The organism is Streptomyces xiaopingdaonensis (assembly GCF_000262345.1).
Taxonomy (GTDB): Bacteria; Actinomycetota; Actinomycetes; order Streptomycetales; family Streptomycetaceae; genus Streptomyces; species Streptomyces xiaopingdaonensis.
This window is the reverse complement of sequence record NZ_AJTQ01000139.1, coordinates 95721-111953: the sequence shown is the minus strand read 5'-3', so window position 1 is coordinate 111953 and position 16233 is coordinate 95721. Positions and strand designations below refer to the sequence as shown.

At 71.5% G+C, this 16233-nt stretch carries 15 protein-coding genes; 6 read left to right on the top strand and 9 right to left on the bottom strand.

Annotated features, from left to right (window positions below):
- Positions 1 to 46: 46 nt before the first annotated feature.
- The 4 genes from UWG_RS33025 to UWG_RS0111555 all read left to right on the top strand — a co-directional run bounded on the left by UWG_RS33025 (position 47) and on the right by UWG_RS0111555 (position 4672).
- Complete coding sequence (locus tag UWG_RS33025) at positions 47 to 208, top strand: hypothetical protein (protein WP_157838549.1); 162 nt, start codon at positions 47 to 49, stop codon at positions 206 to 208.
- Between the two features lie 402 nt (positions 209 to 610).
- The gene (locus UWG_RS0111565; RefSeq protein ID WP_016907373.1) at positions 611 to 1459 is read left to right on the top strand and encodes a 3-hydroxyacyl-CoA dehydrogenase family protein; all 849 of its coding nucleotides are present in this window, start codon (positions 611 to 613) and stop codon (positions 1457 to 1459) included.
- 230 nt (positions 1460 to 1689) lie between these two features.
- Positions 1690 to 2025, top strand: a complete 336-nt coding sequence (locus UWG_RS0111560; RefSeq protein ID WP_016907372.1) for an STAS domain-containing protein — start codon at positions 1690 to 1692, stop codon at positions 2023 to 2025.
- A gap of 346 nt (positions 2026 to 2371) precedes the next feature.
- On the top strand, positions 2372 to 4672 hold the full coding sequence (locus tag UWG_RS0111555; protein ID WP_016907371.1) for a P-loop NTPase family protein: 2301 nt from the start codon (positions 2372 to 2374) through the stop codon (positions 4670 to 4672).
- A gap of 260 nt (positions 4673 to 4932) precedes the next feature.
- On the opposite strand, the gene UWG_RS0111550 is transcribed toward UWG_RS0111555, so the two are convergent.
- The 5 genes from UWG_RS0111550 to nucS all read right to left on the bottom strand — a co-directional run bounded on the left by UWG_RS0111550 (position 4933) and on the right by nucS (position 10597).
- Complete coding sequence (locus tag UWG_RS0111550) at positions 4933 to 6300, bottom strand: GH1 family beta-glucosidase (RefSeq protein WP_016907370.1); 1368 nt, start codon at positions 6298 to 6300, stop codon at positions 4933 to 4935.
- 61 nt (positions 6301 to 6361) lie between these two features.
- Positions 6362 to 7270, bottom strand: coding sequence for a carbohydrate ABC transporter permease (locus tag UWG_RS0111545; RefSeq protein ID WP_016907369.1), 909 nt, complete (start codon positions 7268 to 7270; stop codon positions 6362 to 6364).
- Positions 7263 to 8276: a carbohydrate ABC transporter permease gene (locus tag UWG_RS0111540; protein WP_016907368.1), complete on the bottom strand. Its 1014-nt coding sequence runs from the start codon at positions 8274 to 8276 to the stop codon at positions 7263 to 7265. Before UWG_RS0111540 ends, UWG_RS0111545 begins: the two co-directional genes overlap by 8 nt.
- A 10-nt stretch (positions 8277 to 8286) precedes the next feature.
- Positions 8287 to 9600: an ABC transporter substrate-binding protein gene (locus UWG_RS0111535; RefSeq protein ID WP_016907367.1), complete on the bottom strand. Its 1314-nt coding sequence runs from the start codon at positions 9598 to 9600 to the stop codon at positions 8287 to 8289.
- 337 nt (positions 9601 to 9937) lie between these two features.
- Positions 9938 to 10597 carry an endonuclease NucS gene (gene nucS, locus UWG_RS0111530; RefSeq protein ID WP_016907366.1) on the bottom strand — a complete coding sequence of 220 codons (660 nt, stop codon included), beginning with the start codon at positions 10595 to 10597 and terminating at the stop codon, positions 9938 to 9940.
- Positions 10598 to 10959: 362 nt separating this feature from the next.
- Between nucS and UWG_RS0111525 the strand changes: the two genes are divergently transcribed.
- On the top strand, positions 10960 to 11352 hold the full coding sequence (locus UWG_RS0111525) for an SCO5389 family protein (RefSeq protein WP_016907365.1): 393 nt from the start codon (positions 10960 to 10962) through the stop codon (positions 11350 to 11352).
- Between the two features lie 157 nt (positions 11353 to 11509).
- Here the strand turns inward: UWG_RS0111525 and UWG_RS0111520 are convergent, their stop codons facing one another.
- Complete coding sequence (locus UWG_RS0111520) at positions 11510 to 12535, bottom strand: LLM class flavin-dependent oxidoreductase (RefSeq protein WP_029391365.1); 1026 nt, start codon at positions 12533 to 12535, stop codon at positions 11510 to 11512.
- 288 nt (positions 12536 to 12823) lie between these two features.
- Here UWG_RS0111520 and UWG_RS0111515 point away from each other — a divergent pair, with 288 nt between their 5' ends.
- Positions 12824 to 13147: a hypothetical protein gene (locus UWG_RS0111515; RefSeq protein WP_029391364.1), complete on the top strand. Its 324-nt coding sequence runs from the start codon at positions 12824 to 12826 to the stop codon at positions 13145 to 13147.
- 170 nt (positions 13148 to 13317) lie between these two features.
- Here UWG_RS0111515 and UWG_RS0111510 read toward each other — a convergent pair whose 3' ends face one another.
- The 3 genes from UWG_RS0111510 to UWG_RS0111500 form a co-directional block, all read right to left on the bottom strand.
- Positions 13318 to 14088, bottom strand: a complete 771-nt coding sequence (locus UWG_RS0111510; protein ID WP_016907362.1) for an ABC-2 transporter permease — start codon at positions 14086 to 14088, stop codon at positions 13318 to 13320.
- 2 nt (positions 14089 to 14090) lie between these two features.
- The gene (locus tag UWG_RS0111505; RefSeq protein WP_016907361.1) at positions 14091 to 15074 is read right to left on the bottom strand and encodes an ABC transporter ATP-binding protein; all 984 of its coding nucleotides are present in this window, start codon (positions 15072 to 15074) and stop codon (positions 14091 to 14093) included.
- Between the two features lie 189 nt (positions 15075 to 15263).
- A complete protein-coding gene (locus tag UWG_RS0111500; protein WP_016907360.1) occupies positions 15264 to 16223 on the bottom strand; it encodes a coiled-coil domain-containing protein in 960 nt (319 codons plus the stop codon).
- Between the last annotated feature and the right edge of the window lie 10 nt (positions 16224 to 16233).

Below are 16233 nucleotides of genomic sequence, written 5' to 3'. Positions count from 1 at the left end.
GGTCGGCGGCGTGCGCTCGCCTGAACGTGCCTTTCTGTGCAGCGTGTTGTCCGGGGTGCTCGTGGCGGCGGTGGCGGCGGGGATGCTGCTGTCGCAGGGAAAGCCGTCCGTCGGGCAAGTCGTCGCGGCGGGGGTCGTCGCGGGTGCCGTGGTGCTCGGGTTCCTGTCGCTGGCGATGGCGCGTGTCCACCGCGTGCGACGGATGTGACGGGCGCCGCCCGGCGCCCCGCGCCGCCCCGCGCCGCCCCGCGTACGCCGCAGCGCGGACCTCCGTACTGTGCACGCCCGTTGGCGCCCGGGCGCTGTTCCGAGAGGCGGAGACGGCGGTTCGTGTGCGGCGCCTGTGGTCCAGCGGTGTGACGTCCGCCATGTGAGACGTGATACGTGTCTCTTCCCTGCCCACACACCGCGGATAACCAGTAATGTCCGCTCAACGGACGCTGCGTCAAAGGTCCGTTGGCGCCCGGGCTGTTCGGGCGCACCGCACCGACGGCGAGCTCTCGGGGATCGACGCCCCGGCCGCCGCACCGTGGTGCGTCGTCGCAGCCGTGCCGTGGGATGACAGCGTGCCGCAGACACGTACACGCACAGACGAGCAGAGGTGAATGCCGTGGCGAAGAAGCTCGCCGTCGTCGGAGCCGGACTGATGGGTTCCGGAATCGCGCAGGTCTCGGCGCAGGCCGGCTGGGACGTGGTCCTCCGTGACGTGACGGACGAGGCACTCGCCCGCGGCAGGGACGCGATCAGCACCTCGCTGGAGAAGTTCGCCGCGAAGGGCAAGCTCTCGACCGACGACGCCGAGGCGGCGCTCGCGCGCATCACCACCAGCACCGAACTCGACGCGGTGGCCGACGCGGACGTCGTCGTCGAGGCGGTCTTCGAGAAGATCGAGGTGAAGCGCGAGATCTTCGCCGCACTCGACCGGCTCGTACGCGAGGACGCGGTGCTCGCCTCCAACACGTCGGCGATCCCCCTCACGAAGATCGCCGCCGCCACGGAGCGGCCCGAACGCGTCGTCGGCACGCACTTCTTCTCGCCCGTCCCGATGATGGCCCTCTGCGAGCTGGTGCGCGGGCACAGGACGAGCGACGAGACGCTCGCCGCCGCGCGGTCCTTCGCGGAGTCCGTCGGCAAGACCTGCATCGTCGTCAACAGGGACGTCGCCGGCTTCGTGACGACACGGCTGATCTCCGCGCTCGTCGTCGAGGCGGCGAAGCTGGAGGAATCCGGCGTCGCCTCGGCCGAGGACATCGACACCGCCTGCCGGCTCGGCTTCGGGCACGCGATGGGCCCGCTCGCCACCACCGACCTCACGGGCGTCGACATCCTGCTGCACGCCACCGACAACATCCACGAGGAGTCGAAGGACCCCAAGTTCGCGCCGCCCGAGTCGATGCGCCGCATGGTCGACGCCGGCGACCTCGGACGCAAGAGCGGCCGCGGGTACTACACGTACTGAGGCTCCGGCCGTCCGGCAGCCCCTGTTCCCGGCCTGGTGACCGCGTGCCGGGAACGGCGGGGAGGCGCCGCCGACTGCTCACCCTGCCGGGTGAAATCGGCGCCATATCGCGCACGATCGGCAACTTCGCTGCCGCCCGGGCAGTCAGTTGTGATGGGACAACAGACGGAGAAGGTCGCATGGGCCGAGCACGGGCACGGCCGGCAGCAGCGAGAGAGCGGGGAGCAAATATGCACATCAGGGGCGACCACGCCGAGCTGGTCGTCGGGGGCCGCCTCGACGTACGCAGCGCCGCGGACGCCCGTACGGTCCTGCACTCCGCCGTCGACTCGGGCGACGGCGACCTCGTGCTCGACCTCACCGAGCTCGACTCCTGGGACGCGACGGGGCTCGGCGTCATCATGGGGGCGCACCGCAGGGCGGGCAGGTGCGGGCGGCGGCTCGTGCTGCGCGAGGTGCCGCCGCAGATGCAGCGCCTCCTCGTCGCCACCCGGCTCCACCGCATCCTGGCGATCGAGGGCGCCGAACCGCCGGCGGCCGATCCCTCGCTCCTCTCCCAGCAGTAGGCCCGTCGCCTTCCAGCGGGCGGGGAGTTCACTCGATGGTGGGGCAACTCGCCGGCGTTGCGGGCCGGTTCTCCCGCTCGGCCGCGGGCGAAGGGGTCCGCGTCCCGGGGCGGCGGTAGGGAAGCCTCGCGTCGCGCCGCTGGGCACGGCCCTGCTCTTCCCGCATCTCCCCTTCCGGGGCGGTTTGTTGCGGAGAGGTAGCGGACGAGTCAGCACCGTGAGCGCTGTCGGAGTGTGGCGATAGTGTGCTTGCACGGCACGAGGAGACGGCATCGGACGTGCTGCGCGGGGCAGGGGCAGCCCTGCGGAGGCGCCGCGTGCGCAGGACGCGACTGGGGGCACGAGCATGGAGCAGGACGGCGGCCGCTTCGGCGGCGGGGGGTCGGCCGCGGGCGGCGCGGGATCGGGGAAGGGCCCTGCCCGGATCGTCCAACTCGTCGCCGGTGAACTGCTGCTGACGGTCAATCCGGTCGACGGCAGCGAGGTCGAGCCCTGCCCTCCCGGCATGCGCCCGTCCTCTCCGACGAAGCTGCCGGCCGCCGAGCGTTCAGCCGTGCCCGGACCGGCGGGCCGACCCCCGCTGCTGGAACGGGAAGAGGAGCGCAGCCGGCTCGCCGGGCTGCTCGCGTGCGGCCGCTCGGTCCGTGTCACGGGCGCCCCCGGCTCCGGCCGCACGGCCCTCCTCGACGCGGTCGCCGTCGACGTCGCCGGGCTGCCGCCCGACGGCGTCGTCCGCCTCAGCGGCCACCACCGCACGGCCCGCGACCTCGAACACGCCCTCTACGCCGCGGTCTACGACGCCTTCGGCCACCGCCCCGAGCCCTCCGAACTCCACGCCGCGCTCGGCCGGATCGGGGCGATCGTCCTCGTCGACGATCTGGAGTTCGGCCGGGAGGCGCTGGAGTCGCTGCTGAGCCACACCCCCGAATGCGCCTTCCTGCTCTCGGCGCTGCCCGGCACTCCCGCCCCCGAGCCCGCCTCGCACGTCGAGGAGGTCCCGCTCGAAGGGCTCAGCCGCACCGCGTGCCTGGAGCTGCTGGAGCACGCCGTGCAGCGCCCTCTCCTCGACGCGGAGGCCGACTGGGCCTCGGGCCTCTGGCTCTCCTCCGAGGGCAACGCACGCACCTTCGTCCAGGCGGGCGCGCTGCTGCGGCTGGGGGGCGGCGGGGTTCCGGCCGAAGGGCCGCCGGCGCGCCAGGTCGTCGCCGCGCTCCCCGAGTCCGCGCGCGAAGTCCTGCGGTACGCCCTCGCGTTGGAGGGCGAGGTGCCCCACCATTCGCACCTCCCCGCCCTCACCGGCTCGGACGACGCCGACGACACCCTCACCGACCTTCGGGACGCGGGCCTCGTCTCGCCCGTCGGCGGGCACTTCCGCCTCGCGGCCGGTGTCGCCGAGCAGCTCACCGAGGCGGGGTACGCGGAAGGCAGCGGGGCACGCGCCCTCACCGCGGCGCGTCACTACGGCTGGTGGGCGGGCCATCCCTCCGTCACGCACGAACGCGTCACGGCCGAGGCCGATGCGCTCCTTGCCGCACTCAAGGGTGCGCAGCGCGACGGCGCCCCGAGCGCCGCGGTGCTCCTCGCCAGGGCCGCGGCCCCCGTGCTCGCCGCCGGGCTCCGTTGGGGCGACTGGGAGCGGATTCTCCGAGGAGGCCAGGAGGCGGCCCGGATAGCCGGAGAGGTCGCCGAAGAGGCGTATTTCCACCACGAGTTGGGCGTCCTCGCCCTCTGCACGGGCCAGCCGGAGAGGGCACGTGCCGAGCTGGAGGCGTCGATCGGGCTCCGCGGGGTCCTCGCCGACCAGCGCGGCACCGTCGCAGGCAGGCGCGCGCTCGCCCTCGTCGCCGATCGCCTCCTCGCCGAGGCGGCTGGGCCCGCGGATGCGGCCCCGGAGCCCGCGTCGGTGAGCACACCGCCCACCGGGGTCGCCCCCGTCCCCGTCCCCGTCGCCGAGCGGATTCCGCCGCCCGCCGCCGACCAGGCCGCCGCTTCCGCCACGGCAGGCACGCGTATGAGCCTCTCGGCGGAGGAACCCCCCGAACCGGAGAGGACCCCGGCGCTGAAAGGGAGTCGGAGGAACCTGGTGGCGGCGGGCGCGGGCGCGGTGCTCGTGGCGGTCCTCGGGACCCTCGTCACCCTCGGCAGCACGGCGGGTGACGGAGAGCCGGACTCCGTCCGGCCGCGCCAGTCGACCTCGCAGCAGGAGGGCGACGAGCAGCCGGCCGCCGACGACTCCCCGGTGGACGAGCAGTCGGACCGCTCGAGCAGACCCGTGCGGCCCGTCGAGTCCTCGACGCAGGACGGCGGTTCGGACAGCCCCAGCACCAGCGCCTCCCGACCCTCGGACGAAAAGGACGACGACCGCTCGTCCACGAAGGAGGCCCCCAGCTCCTCCGACGGTGGCGGCGGCAGCGGTGGCGGCGGCCGGCCCTCCTCGCCCGACGACCCGCCGACCTCACCGGAGGACCCGACGACGTCCCCCGACGACCCACCGTCCTCGCCGGAGGACCCGACGACCTCCCCCGACGACCCGGACCCGTCCGACCCGGAGGACGACGGGCCGGACTCCAGCTCCTCCGCCGGAGAGTCCGGGACCTCTTCCGCCCGCCATGTCCAACCGCCGGTCTCCGAGGTCTCGATGGCCTGAGTCGGAGCGGAATCGCCGGTGGGCGGCCGGGGAACGGAGTCCGCGGGCGGAGGCTCGGGGCCGGTGTTCCCGAAGTGTGGAGAGCCCGGGACTTCGTTTCCTGCGGCATCCAATCGCCGGCCGTCCAGGGTTCGACGGCCGGCGGCGGAGGGCCCCGGTTGAGGCGCTGCGGGAGACCGGGCTGCGGCGGATCGGGGCTTGGTCGAGTGGCCGGACGGCGTCCGTGCGACCGGCCACTCGCCCCCTGCCCCGCCCGCCCCTCAGGCCGCGCGGTGTCGCCGTGCGTGGTGCGAGGCGAGGATCTCCCGGTAGCGGTGGCCGCTTCCCTTGAGGGTCCGCCGCTGCGTCGGATAGTCGACGTGCACGAGGCCGAAGCGCTTCTCGTACCCGTACGCCCACTCGAAGTTGTCCAGCAGCGACCACGCGAAGTAGCCGGCGAGCGGCACCCCTTGCCGGACCGCCTCGGCGCACGCCGCCAGGTGCTCCTCCAGGTACCTGGTCCGCTCGGGGTCGTCGATCTGCCCGTCGGGTCCCACGGTGTCCTCGTAGGCGGCGCCGTTCTCGGTGACGTATATCCGGCGCGCGCCGTAGTCGTCGGTCATCCGCCGGAGCGTCCTCGTGAGCCCCTCCGCGTGCACCTCCCAGCCCATCGCGGTGCGTCGCGCGTCCTCCGCGACCACCTGGGCCGCGTACGGGAGTTCGCCGTCCGGCGCGTCGGCGAGGACGTTGCGGAAGTAGTAGTTGAGCCCGAGCCAGTCGAGCGGGGCGGCGACAGCCTCCAGATCGCCGGGGCGCACGGGCGGCTCGACGCCGTACAGCTCGACCATGTCGGCCGGGTAGCCGCGCCCGTGCAGCGGGTCCATCCACCACCGGTTGGTGTGCCCGTCGGCTCGCCTCGCGGCGGCGACGTCCGCCTCGGAGTCGCTCGCCGGCGTGTGGTCGGAGAGGTTGTTGACGATGCCGACGCGCGCGTGCGGCACGGCCGCGCGCAGCGCCTGCACCGCGAGACCGTGCCCGAGGAGCAGATGGTGGGCGGCGGGAACGGCGGCGCGGACGTCGGCGATGCCGGGCGCCATGCGGCCTTCCAGGTGCCCGATCCAGGCCGAGCAGAGCGGCTCGTTGAGCGTCGCCCACTCGGTGACGCGGTCCCCGAGCCGCTCCGCCACGACCTGCGTGTACGTGGCGAAGCGTTCCGCCGTCGCACGCTCGGGCCAGCCGCCCCGGTCCTGGAGCGCCTGCGGCAGGTCCCAGTGGTAGAGCGTGGGGAAGGGGGTGATGCCGGCTTCGAGGAGCCCGTCGACGAGCCGGTCGTAGAAGGCGAGCCCCTTCGGGTTGACGCCGTCGCCATCCGGCATCACGCGCGGCCAGGCGATCGAGAAGCGGTAGGCGTCGACGCCGAGCCGGCGCATCAGCGCGATGTCCTCCGGCCATCGGTGGTAGTGGTCGCACGCGATGTCACCGGTGTCGCCGCCGGCGACCATGCCGGGCGTGTGCGAGAAGGTGTCCCAGATCGACGGGGCGCGCCCGTCCTCGGCAGCGGCCCCTTCGACCTGGTAGGCCGCGGTGGCGACGCCCCAGACGAAGTCCTCGGGGAGAGCGCTGTGTTGCTCGGGGTACTCGGGTTGCACGCTGGTCCTTTCTTGCGGCGCCGGCCGCGGTGCGCTGCGGCGAACGCCGTTGCCTGAGGGGTCACTTGACGGCGCCGGCGGTGAGCCCGGCGACGAGGTACCGCTGGAGGAGCAGGAATCCGGCGACCACGGGCACGCTCACCACGAGCGAGGCGGCCATCACCTGGTTCCAGTAGACCTGGGTCTGCGTGGCGTAGCCCTGGAGGCCGATGGAGAGCGTGCGGGTGACGTCGTTGGTCATCATGGAGGCGAAGAGGATCTCGCCCCACGCGGTCATGAACGAGTAGACGGCGACGGCGACGATCCCCGGCACGGCCGCCGGGACGACGACCCGGAAGAGCGCTCCGATCGCTCCGCAGCCGTCGACGAGGGCGGCCTCGTCGAGGTCGCGCGGGATGGAGTCGAGGTAGCCCACGAGCATCCAGATCGAGAACGGCAGCGTGAACGTCATGTACGTGAGGATGAGTCCGCCGCGCGACCCGTAGAGCGCGATCCCCGTGGCGTTGCCGATGTTGATGAAGAGGATGAAGAGCGGCAACAGGAAGAGGATGCCGGGGAACATCTGCGTGGAGAGCACGGTGACGGTGAAGAACCGCTTGCCGCGGAACCGGTACCGGCTCACCGCGTACGCGGCGAAGACCGCGACGACCACGGAGCAGGCGGTGGCGGCGAGCGAGACGATCAGCGAGTTCATGAAGTACTTCGCCAGCGGCACCGTCTGCCAGATGTCGATGTAGGGGCGGATCGTCAGACCGCTCGGAATCCACTGGAACTTGCCCGTGACGTCCTGCAGCGGTTTCAGCGAGGAGCTGATCATGACGTAGATCGGCACCGCGGAGAAGACGGCGAGGAGGGTGAGCAGGATTCGCCGCGTCCAGAGGAACGACGGGGGCGGCGCGTTGGGGGAGCGCCGGACAGGTGCGGGCGTGCGCCGTCGCGCTTCGGTGGCGCCCTCGGTCGCGCTAGACATCGGCACCCCTCTTGTTGCGGGACGTCGCGAGCAGGTACGCCGCCGTCACCATCAGCAGGAACAGCACCAGGAGTACCGACATGGCGGTGCCGGTGCCGAAGTTCCAGGTGATGAAGGACGATTTGTAGATGTGGAGGGAGATGAGGTTCGCCGCTTCCGGCGCCGCCTTCCCGAAGAGCATGAACGGCACGTTGAAGTCGTTGAAGGTCCACAGGAAGAGGACGAGCAGCAGCACCTGGTTGACGGAGCGGAGCGAGGGAAGCGTGATCTTCCTGATCTGCTGCCAGATCCCGGCGCCGTCGATCGCCGCCGCCTCGTAGAGGTCGCGCGGGATGTTCTGGAGCGCGGCCGTGATGATCAGAAAGGCGAAGGGCCAGGTGCGCCAGACGGAGACGACGACGAGCGAGGTGAAACTGTTCCCGCCGATGAGCCAGAACGAGGGCTCGTCCGTGATCCCCAACTGCTCGTGGAGCACGTGGTTCACGAGGCCGTTGTCCCGCTGGAGCATGAACGACCAGGTGATGACGGCGGCGTAGACGGGGAGCGCGTACGGGGTGAGGAAGAGCGCCCGCAGTACACCGCGCCCCCGGAAGGCGTCCTGCATGAGGATCGAGGCGCCTGCCCCCAGCACCCAGGCGAGCCCGACCGCGAGAATGGTGAACGCGCAGGTGACGCCGAACGACTTGAGGAGCGCCGCGCCCACGGGCCCGTCGAAGTCCACGGCGACGCGGAAGTTGTCGAGCCCGCGCCAGGGGGCGTCGCCCCAGTGCCGCAGGTACTCGTCGGTCAGCTCCCGGAAGCTCATCACCACGCCGGTGGCTATCGGCACCACGTGGATGAGGAGTTCGAGGACGAGGGCGGGGAGCAGCAGCAGGTAGGGCAGGCCGCCGCGGCGTATCCGCGCGGAGAGGAACCGCCGGAAGCGGCGCCCGGTCGGCGGCCGGCCGCGCTCCCCGCCGCCCGGCGCCGACGGCGCGGCGCTGCTCGGTGTCTCGGTGGCTGTCATCGCCTTCGGCTCACTTCTGCATCTGCTGCTGGGCCTTGGTGAGCCGCTGCTTCACCGCTTCCTCGGTCACGGTGCGGCCGGCCGCCGCGTCGGCGAAGAGCTCCTTCATCGCCGTCCCGACGAGCGTCTCGAACTGGGACTCGTCGGGGACCTGCGGGAGCGGGTCCGAGGTGTTCGACAACACCTCGCGCAGGATCTTCTGTTCGGGCTTGGCGAAGGCGGCGTCCTGCTGTGCGGGCTTCACCGGCGGTATCGAGCCGTAGGTCTTGTTGAGGATCTTCTGCTCGGCGTCGGAGGTCATGAACTTCACGAACTCGAGGGCACCGTCGTGGTTGTCGGTGTTCTCGAAGACGGCGATGTTGATGCCCGCGACCATCGAGTTGACGGCGTCCTGCTGGCCCTCCCGTACGGGGATCGGCGCGACGCCGTACTCGTCCTCCTTCATCCCCAGCGGCTTCAGCGTGCTGCCCGCGGCCTGCCAGAGCATCATGGCGGCCTTGCCCGTGGCGACATCCTTGATCGTCTGGTTCTGCGCGTACTCGGCGTTGCCGGGGGCCGCGACCTTGTCGTTCGCGAGGAGGTCGATGTACTGCTTGACGCCCTTGACGTTGCCGGGCTTGTCGAAGGTGGGGTTGCCTTCGGCGTCGAAGAAGTCGGCGCCGTGCTGCTTGGCGAAGATGAAGGCGTGGTGGGCGTTCTCCACCGGGTTTCCGCCCTCCACGGCCACGCCGTAACGGCCGTCCGAGGTGAGCTTCTTCGCCGTGGCGTCGAACTCCTTCCAGGTCTTCGGGGGCCCGTCGATCCCGGCCTCCTCGAACATCTCCTTGTTGTAGTAGAGGGCGTAGGAGAGCGAGTAGAGCGGGACGGCGGACGGGGGTTCGCCCTTGGCGCCGGCGGCGGCGACGGCGCTCGGTTCGAAGCGGTCCCGGCCGCCGATCTTCTCGAAGTTCTTCTTGGTCCAGGGGAGGAGCCCGCCGCTGGACTGGAGCGAGGACGACCAGGTGTTGCCGATGTTGAGCACGTCGGGGCCCTGGCCCGAGGAAGTGGCCGCAAGGATGCGGTCGAGGAGGCTGTCCCAGGGGATCACCTCCAGTTTGACCTTGATCCCTGTCTTCTTCTCGAACTTCTTCAACTCGGGGGTGAGGATCTTCTTGTCGGCCTCGACGCTCGGTCCCTGGTTGCTCGCCCAGTAGGTGAGCGTCTTCGGGTCGTCGTTGCTGCTCCCGTCCGTGGTGGTCCCGCCGCCGCACGCGGTGGCGGTGAGCGCCGTGGTGAGGGCTGCTGCTGCGGCGAGGCGCCCGCGGCTCCTGCTGCTTCTGCTCATGGTCGTCTGCCCCTCTCAGGGGAAGCTCACTTAAGTAACTGAAGGCGGAACACCCTTAATTCGCGCAGTGAGTTAATTATTGAGAGAAGAGCGCGTCAAGAGGTGCGACACGGGCCGACGGGCCGTCAGGCCGTCCAACTCCCCTTATGGGCAGGGAAGTCGACGGAGGGCGCGCCGGTGACCTGCGGCGCGCGGTGTGGGAGCGTTCCCGGACTCGGAGAGGTAACAATGAGAGCGCTCTCTGACGGCGCCCGCCCGCCGGGCATCGCTCACCGGCCAACTGCGGACAGCCGAAGGCCGTTCGGGAGTTTTCGGGCGGGACGCGGGCGCGGGTCCGTCAGAAGAGTCGGAGCTTGTCGTCGTCGATGCCGCGGAGCGCCTCGTAGTCGAGGACGGCGCAGTCGATGCCGCGGTCGGTGGCGAGTACGCGGGCCTGCGGCTTGATCTCCTGCGCGGCGAAGACACCGCGGACGGGTGCGAGATGCGGGTCCCTGTTGAGCAACTCCAGGTAGCGGGTGAGCTGTTCGACGCCGTCGATCTCCCCGCGGCGCTTGATCTCCACGGCGACCGTGCCGCCGTCCGCGTCCCGTCCCAGGATGTCCACGGGGCCGATGGCCGTGGGGTACTCGCGCCGGACGAGCGTCCACCCCTCGCCCAGGGTCTCCATCCGGTCCGCGAGGAGCTTCTGGAGGTGCGCCTCGACACCGTCCTTGACCAGGCCCGGGTCCACGCCGAGTTCGTGGGAGGAGTCGTGGAGCACCTCCTCCATGGTGATCACCAGCTTCTCGCCCGCCTTGTTCTCCACCGTCCAGCGGTCCTCGGTCTCCTTGAGGGCGCACGGCGGGGACATCCAGTTGAGCGGCTTGTACGCGCGGTCGTCCGCGTGCACGGAGACCGAGCCGTCGGCCTTGACCAGGATCAGTCGCGGGGCCGAGGGCAGGTGGGCGGTGAGCCTCCCCGCATAGTCGACGGAGCAGCGGGCGATGACGAGACGCATGGTCGGCAACGCTACTCGAACTCCCCCTCGGCGCGCGATCCGCCCTCTCGGCCGGCGAGGGCTCCGGGGGAGCCGGCGCGTACGCGCGGTGCGGCGCGGAACGTTCTTGGAAGGGTGCGTTCGGTAATGGCGCGAGTATTCCCATTCGCATGGTGCGTCACCTCCGCGCGGCCTACGGTAAGCAGCGGGGACGTCGCCGTACGGGGTTGCGTGACTACGCGGTGCGGTGTGTCCTCCGGTCCAGCCCCCATTGCTCCCCGGCACGGGGGCGTCCCGACCCGCCTGTAGCTCCGCCGCGGCCGGTCGGGGGCCGTATCCCTAAGAGACCCGGCCCGGGGGCCGGGGCTGTGAGAGGAGAAGCCATGTCGCTCGATGTTCCACCTGCGCTTCTTGAACAGGCCGAGCGCGGTGAGGTGGATGAAGCGGCTTTCGTCGACTGCGTCCGCGCCTCTCTCCCGTACGCCTGGGAGATGGTCAGCTCGCTGGTCGCTCAACTGAAAGTGGACGGCGGAGAGTTCGCCGACAACCAGACCCCTCCGCCGGACGAGCAGGCGCGCGGCCAGTTGCTGCGCGCTCTCGCCAGCAACGCGATCCGGGGCGCGCTGGAGCGGCACTTCGGTGTACGTCTCGCCTTCCAGAACTGCCACCGGGTGGCGGTCTTCCCGCTCGACTCGGCGGTGGACGACAGGCTGGCGCGCTTCACCTCAGCCCGCGGGCAGGTGCTCAACCAGTCCCCGGAGCTGCGTGACTGCTGAGCGTACGCGAGGGTGATCCGGCCGCGCCCCCGGCTTCGTGCCGGCGGACGCGGTCGGACAGGGTCGGGACGGGTTCCCCGCGGGGCGGGAACCTCCTGGCCCGGCTGCCGTTCCGGTTGTGGTGAGCCCGACGCCCGTACCGTCAGGGCGCGTTCCCCTACCGCAGGAGCGGCAGCACCTCGCCGCCGAGGCGTGCGACGTTCGCCTCGGTCAGCGCCGGGTCGCCCGCGCCCTCGACGAGCAGCGCGAACCGCCTGATGCCCGTGCGCTCCGCCGTCGTCGCCAGGCGCTCGGCGCAGTGCTTCGGAGTGCCCACGGCGTGGAGTCCGCAGAGGTGCTCCGTGTAGCCGAGGGGATCGCGCATCGGGCGTGGGCGGCCGTCGACGGTGCGGTGCGCGCCGAGGCCCTCGCGCAGCCATCCGGGGAGGGCCCGGGTGAGCGCGTCGGTCGCCTCTTCGACGGAGTCGCCGACCTGTGCGACGCCCGCCGAGACGTGGCGGGATTCGGCCAACTCCACGCGCTCGCGCGGGTGTCCGGCGGCCGTCGCCTCGCGGCGCCAGAGCGCGGTCATCTCCGCCTTCTCCTCGTCGTCGCAGTGCATGCCGAGCAGCATCGGCAGCGCCTGCCGCGCGGCCGTCCGCACCGTGCCCGGTGAGGTGCAGGCGACCACGACCCGGGTCTCGTCCCCCTGGTCGGGGGCGCGGGGCACGACGGGGACCTCGCGGAAGCGGTAGCGCGGCCCCGTGCCCTCGACGGTCGGCCGGCGCAGCCAGCGCAGGAGGACATCGAGCGCCTCGGGGAAGTCCCGCTGGTACGCGGGGAGCCCGCCGCCGAAGACCTCCAGGTCGACCCAGGGACCGCCGCGCCCGACGCCGAGCGTGAACCGTCCGCCAGAGGTCAGGTGGAGGAGGGCCGTCTGCTCGCCGAGGGCGACGGGGTGCGTGTTGGGGAGCACGGAGACGGCCGTGCCGACGCCGATGCGCCGGGTGCGCCCGAGCAGCAGCGCGGCGAGGGTCACTGCCGAGGGGCAGACCCCGTACGGCACGAAGTGGTGCTCCGCGAACCAGACGTCGTCGAGCCCCGCCTCCTCAGCGACTTCGGCCGCCCGCACCGCTCCGGCCAGCGCCTCCTCCTGCCGCTGCCCCGGGAACTGCGCGCCCAGCACGAACGCACCAACTCGCATGTGCTGCCACCTCCTTGGTCTTCGGGACCCTCTGCGAAGTCCGTCCCCTCCAGGCACTAACGCCTGACACGTGCCAAAGGCACGCGTACTGCTCAGCTTTTCGGAAGAACACGGCCGCTCCGCGGGACGCTCCGCACAGACGGAGTAGGCGCTTCTGGTAGGAGGGTGCGTAACCTGGTGGACGGGCCGGCCGCCCGGTGCGGCCCCAGCGCCCGCCCCTCCTCGCCGAGCGGCGCGACGGCAGGGCGCGCGCCGACCGACCGCTCGCGACCCAACGAGGTGCCCGCCGTGTCCCCGCGACGCAACCGCCCCCGAGGCGCGCCCAAGGCCAGCTCGGCGCGGGAGGGACAGGACAGATACGGCCTGGAGCACACCGAGGAGTGGCGCGGCGAGGAGTGGGTCGTCCGGCGGATAAGCGGAGGCGCAGCGGCGAAGCACTACCGCTGCCCCGGGTGCGACCAGGAGATCCCGCCGGGTGTCCCGCACGTCGTCGCCTGGCAGCGGGAGGGCAGCGTCGACGACAGGCGCCACTGGCACGGCGCCTGCTGGGGTGCGCGCGAGCGCCGCAGTGCCCGGATGCGCAGGCCGGGCGGGGCGCAGCGCTGGATGTGACCCGGGCTCCGCTCAGGCGTCGTGCTTCGCCGGCAGTGCGTAAGCGCCCGTGAGCACCTTCCGGTCCCCGGACGCAGTGCGGGGCCGTTGCTCCCCGACACCGCCTGGGAGGCGCACAGGCGTCCGATCGGTTCCTCCGGCGCGACGATCGGAGGCTCACGCTCCGACGGTCAGGCGTCCCGCTCCCGGAGCACGAGATAGCCGGCGACGAGCGCGGCGGCCGTCCATCCCACCATGATCAGCAGGCCGCCCCAGGGCCCGTAGGGGCGGTCGAGCGTCTGCGGTACGACGGCCATGATCGTCGTACCCGCCTGGTCGGGGAGGTAGTGCGCGATCTTCTGCGTCGCGCTCACCGAGCTGAGGATGCCGGAGACGATGAAGAAGAACGGCATCAGCACGATGAACGCGACGACGGGGCTGCGCAGCACGAACGTCAGGCCCATCGCGAAGAGCCCGATGAGCGTCATGTAGAGACCGGCGCCGACCACGGCACGCAGCACACCGGTCTCGGTGATGCCGACGCTGTGCGGCCCGAGCAGCCACTGGCCGAGGTAGAAAGTGCCGAAGCCGGTGATCTGTCCGACGACGAAGACCAGCCCCGTCGCCACCGCCACTTTGCACACGAGGAAAAGCCCCCGCTGCGGCACGGCCGAGAGCGAGCTGCGGATCATGCCCGTGCTGTACTCCGCCGAGACGACCAGCACCCCGAAGGCCATCATCGCGAGCTGCCCGATGCCCATGCCGGTGAAGCTCACGTAGGTGGCGTCGAACGTCGCCTGCGACCGCCGGGACATGTTGTCGAAGTCGGCCCTGGAGAAGACGCAGATCAGCGCGGAGAGCCCGGCGGTGATCAGCACCGCGGCGATCAGTGTCCAGCGAGTGGCGCGGACCGACCGCAGCTTGGTCCACTCCGAGCGGAGGACCCTCGTCGCATGGCGCATCGTCAGCTCCCCTCGCCGCCGCGACCTGGGGAGCCGGGCCCCCAGCGCTCGGCGGGCTCCTGCTCGGTCTCCGGCTGGTCGCCCGAGTGTGCGTGGTACTCGACGGTCTCGGCGGTGAGCCGCATGAAGGCGTCCTCCAACGAGGCGCGCTGCGGGCTGAGTTCGTGCAGCGGGAGGCGCCACTGCGCGGCGAGGTCGCCGATCCGCGCCGTCTCGTCGCCCTCGATCTCCAGCGAGCCGTCCTCCGCCGCGACGTACGTCAGCCCGTTCGAGGTGAGCAGATCACGCATGCGCTCGGGCTCCGGGGTGCGAATGCGCACGTAGGTACGGGAGTTGCTGCTGATGAAGTCCGACATCTCGGTGTCGGCCATCAGCCTTCCGCGGCCGATCACCACCAAGTGGTCGGCAGTGAGGGCCATTTCGCTCATCAGGTGGCTCGAGACGAAGACGGTGCGCCCCTCGTCGGCCAGGTGCTTCATCAGGTTCCTGATCCACCGGATGCCCTCCGGGTCGAGCCCGTTGACCGGCTCGTCGAACATCAGGATGCGGGGATCGCCGAGCATGGCGGCGGCGATCCCGAGCCGCTGGCCCATGCCGAGGGAGAAGGACCGCGGTCGCTTGCGTGCCACAGCGGCGAGACCCACCATCTCCAGCGCCTCGTCGATCCGCCGCTCGGGCAGCCCGTTCGACTGCGCCAGGCAGAGCAGGTGGTGGTACGCGGTACGCCCGGGATGGACCGACTTCGCCTCCAGGAGCGCCCCGATGTAGCTGAGCGGTTCCTTGAGGTCGCGGTAGTGCATGCCGTCGATGCGGACGTCACCCGCCGTCGGCTTGTCGAGGCCGAGCATCATCCGCATCGTCGTGGACTTGCCCGCGCCGTTCGGTCCGAGGAAGCCGGTGACCTTCCCGGGGCGGACGGTGAACGTGAGGTCTTCGACGGCCTTCTTCTCGCCGTAGTGCTTGGTGAGCCCCAGCAGCTCGATCATGTGGGCGACGCTACGTCGGGCCGCGGCCGGCCGCGACTCGGCGCTCTGCGTACGGAGGACACCGCCGGAGCGGAGCTCGCAGGGTGCGGATACGTGCACGCCCCTGCGGGCCCGGTATGGACCGGGCCGCGCAGGGGCGGGGCCGTACGTGGGGGACGGCGCTCGGTGCTCGGCGGAGCCGCGCGGCGGTCAGCGGGACTGCTGCGCCGGGACGCCCGCCTGCTGCTGCTCGTCCTCCTCCGCGCCTTCCTCGGCGCCGGGCTGGCCGGCCGCGGCGACCGCGGCGCCCGTGAGCGTCGCCAGCATCTCGCGGACGTTGGTGAGCTGGGCGTTGATGCTGTCCCTGCGGTTGGTGAGGGCGGCCAGCTCGCGCTCCGACTCGCTGCGGACGCGGTCCGCCTTCGCCTTGGCGTCGGTGACGATGTCCTCGGCCTGGCGCTGCGCCGTCTCGACGGTCTGGCGGGCGCGGCGCTCGGCGTCCGACTTCAACTTCTCGGCCTCCAGGCGCAGTTGCTCCGCCCGGTGCTCGATCTCCGCGAGGCGCTTCTCCGCCTTCGCCTGACGCGAGGCGAGGTCGCGCTCGGACTGCTCGCGGCGCTTGGCGAGGTTGGTCTCGAAGTCGGCGGCGGCCTGGGCGGCCTTGGCGCGGGTGTCCTCGAAGAGGGAGTCGGCCTCCTCGCGCTTGGACTCCGCGTCCTTCTCCGCCTCGGTGCGCAGGTGGTTCGCCTCGCCCTGCGCCTTCTCGACGATCTGGGCGCCCTCTTCTTCCGCCTTCTGCTTGCGGTCGGCGGCGTACGACTCGGCGTCGTTGCGCACCTGTTGGGCGGCGCCCTCGGCGAGTTCGCGGTGCTGTTCGGCCGCCTTGCGCGCCTCCTCGCGGAGGTCCTTCGCCTCCTCCTCGGCGAGGCGCAGGATCTTCTCGACGCGGGCGCCGAGGCCGGCGTACGAGGGCTCGGAGTCGTTGACCTGCTGCTGGGCGTTCTGGGTCTCGAGGTGGAGCTCCTCGATCCGCTTCTCGAGGGAGGTGATGCGGGCGAGGGCGCTGTCACGGTCGGCGACGAGCTTGGTGATGCGGTCGTCAACCTGTCCGCGGTCGTAACCACGCCGCACGAGCTCGAAGCCGAAGGGGGAGGATGAGGTGTCGCTCATGGGGTTCCTG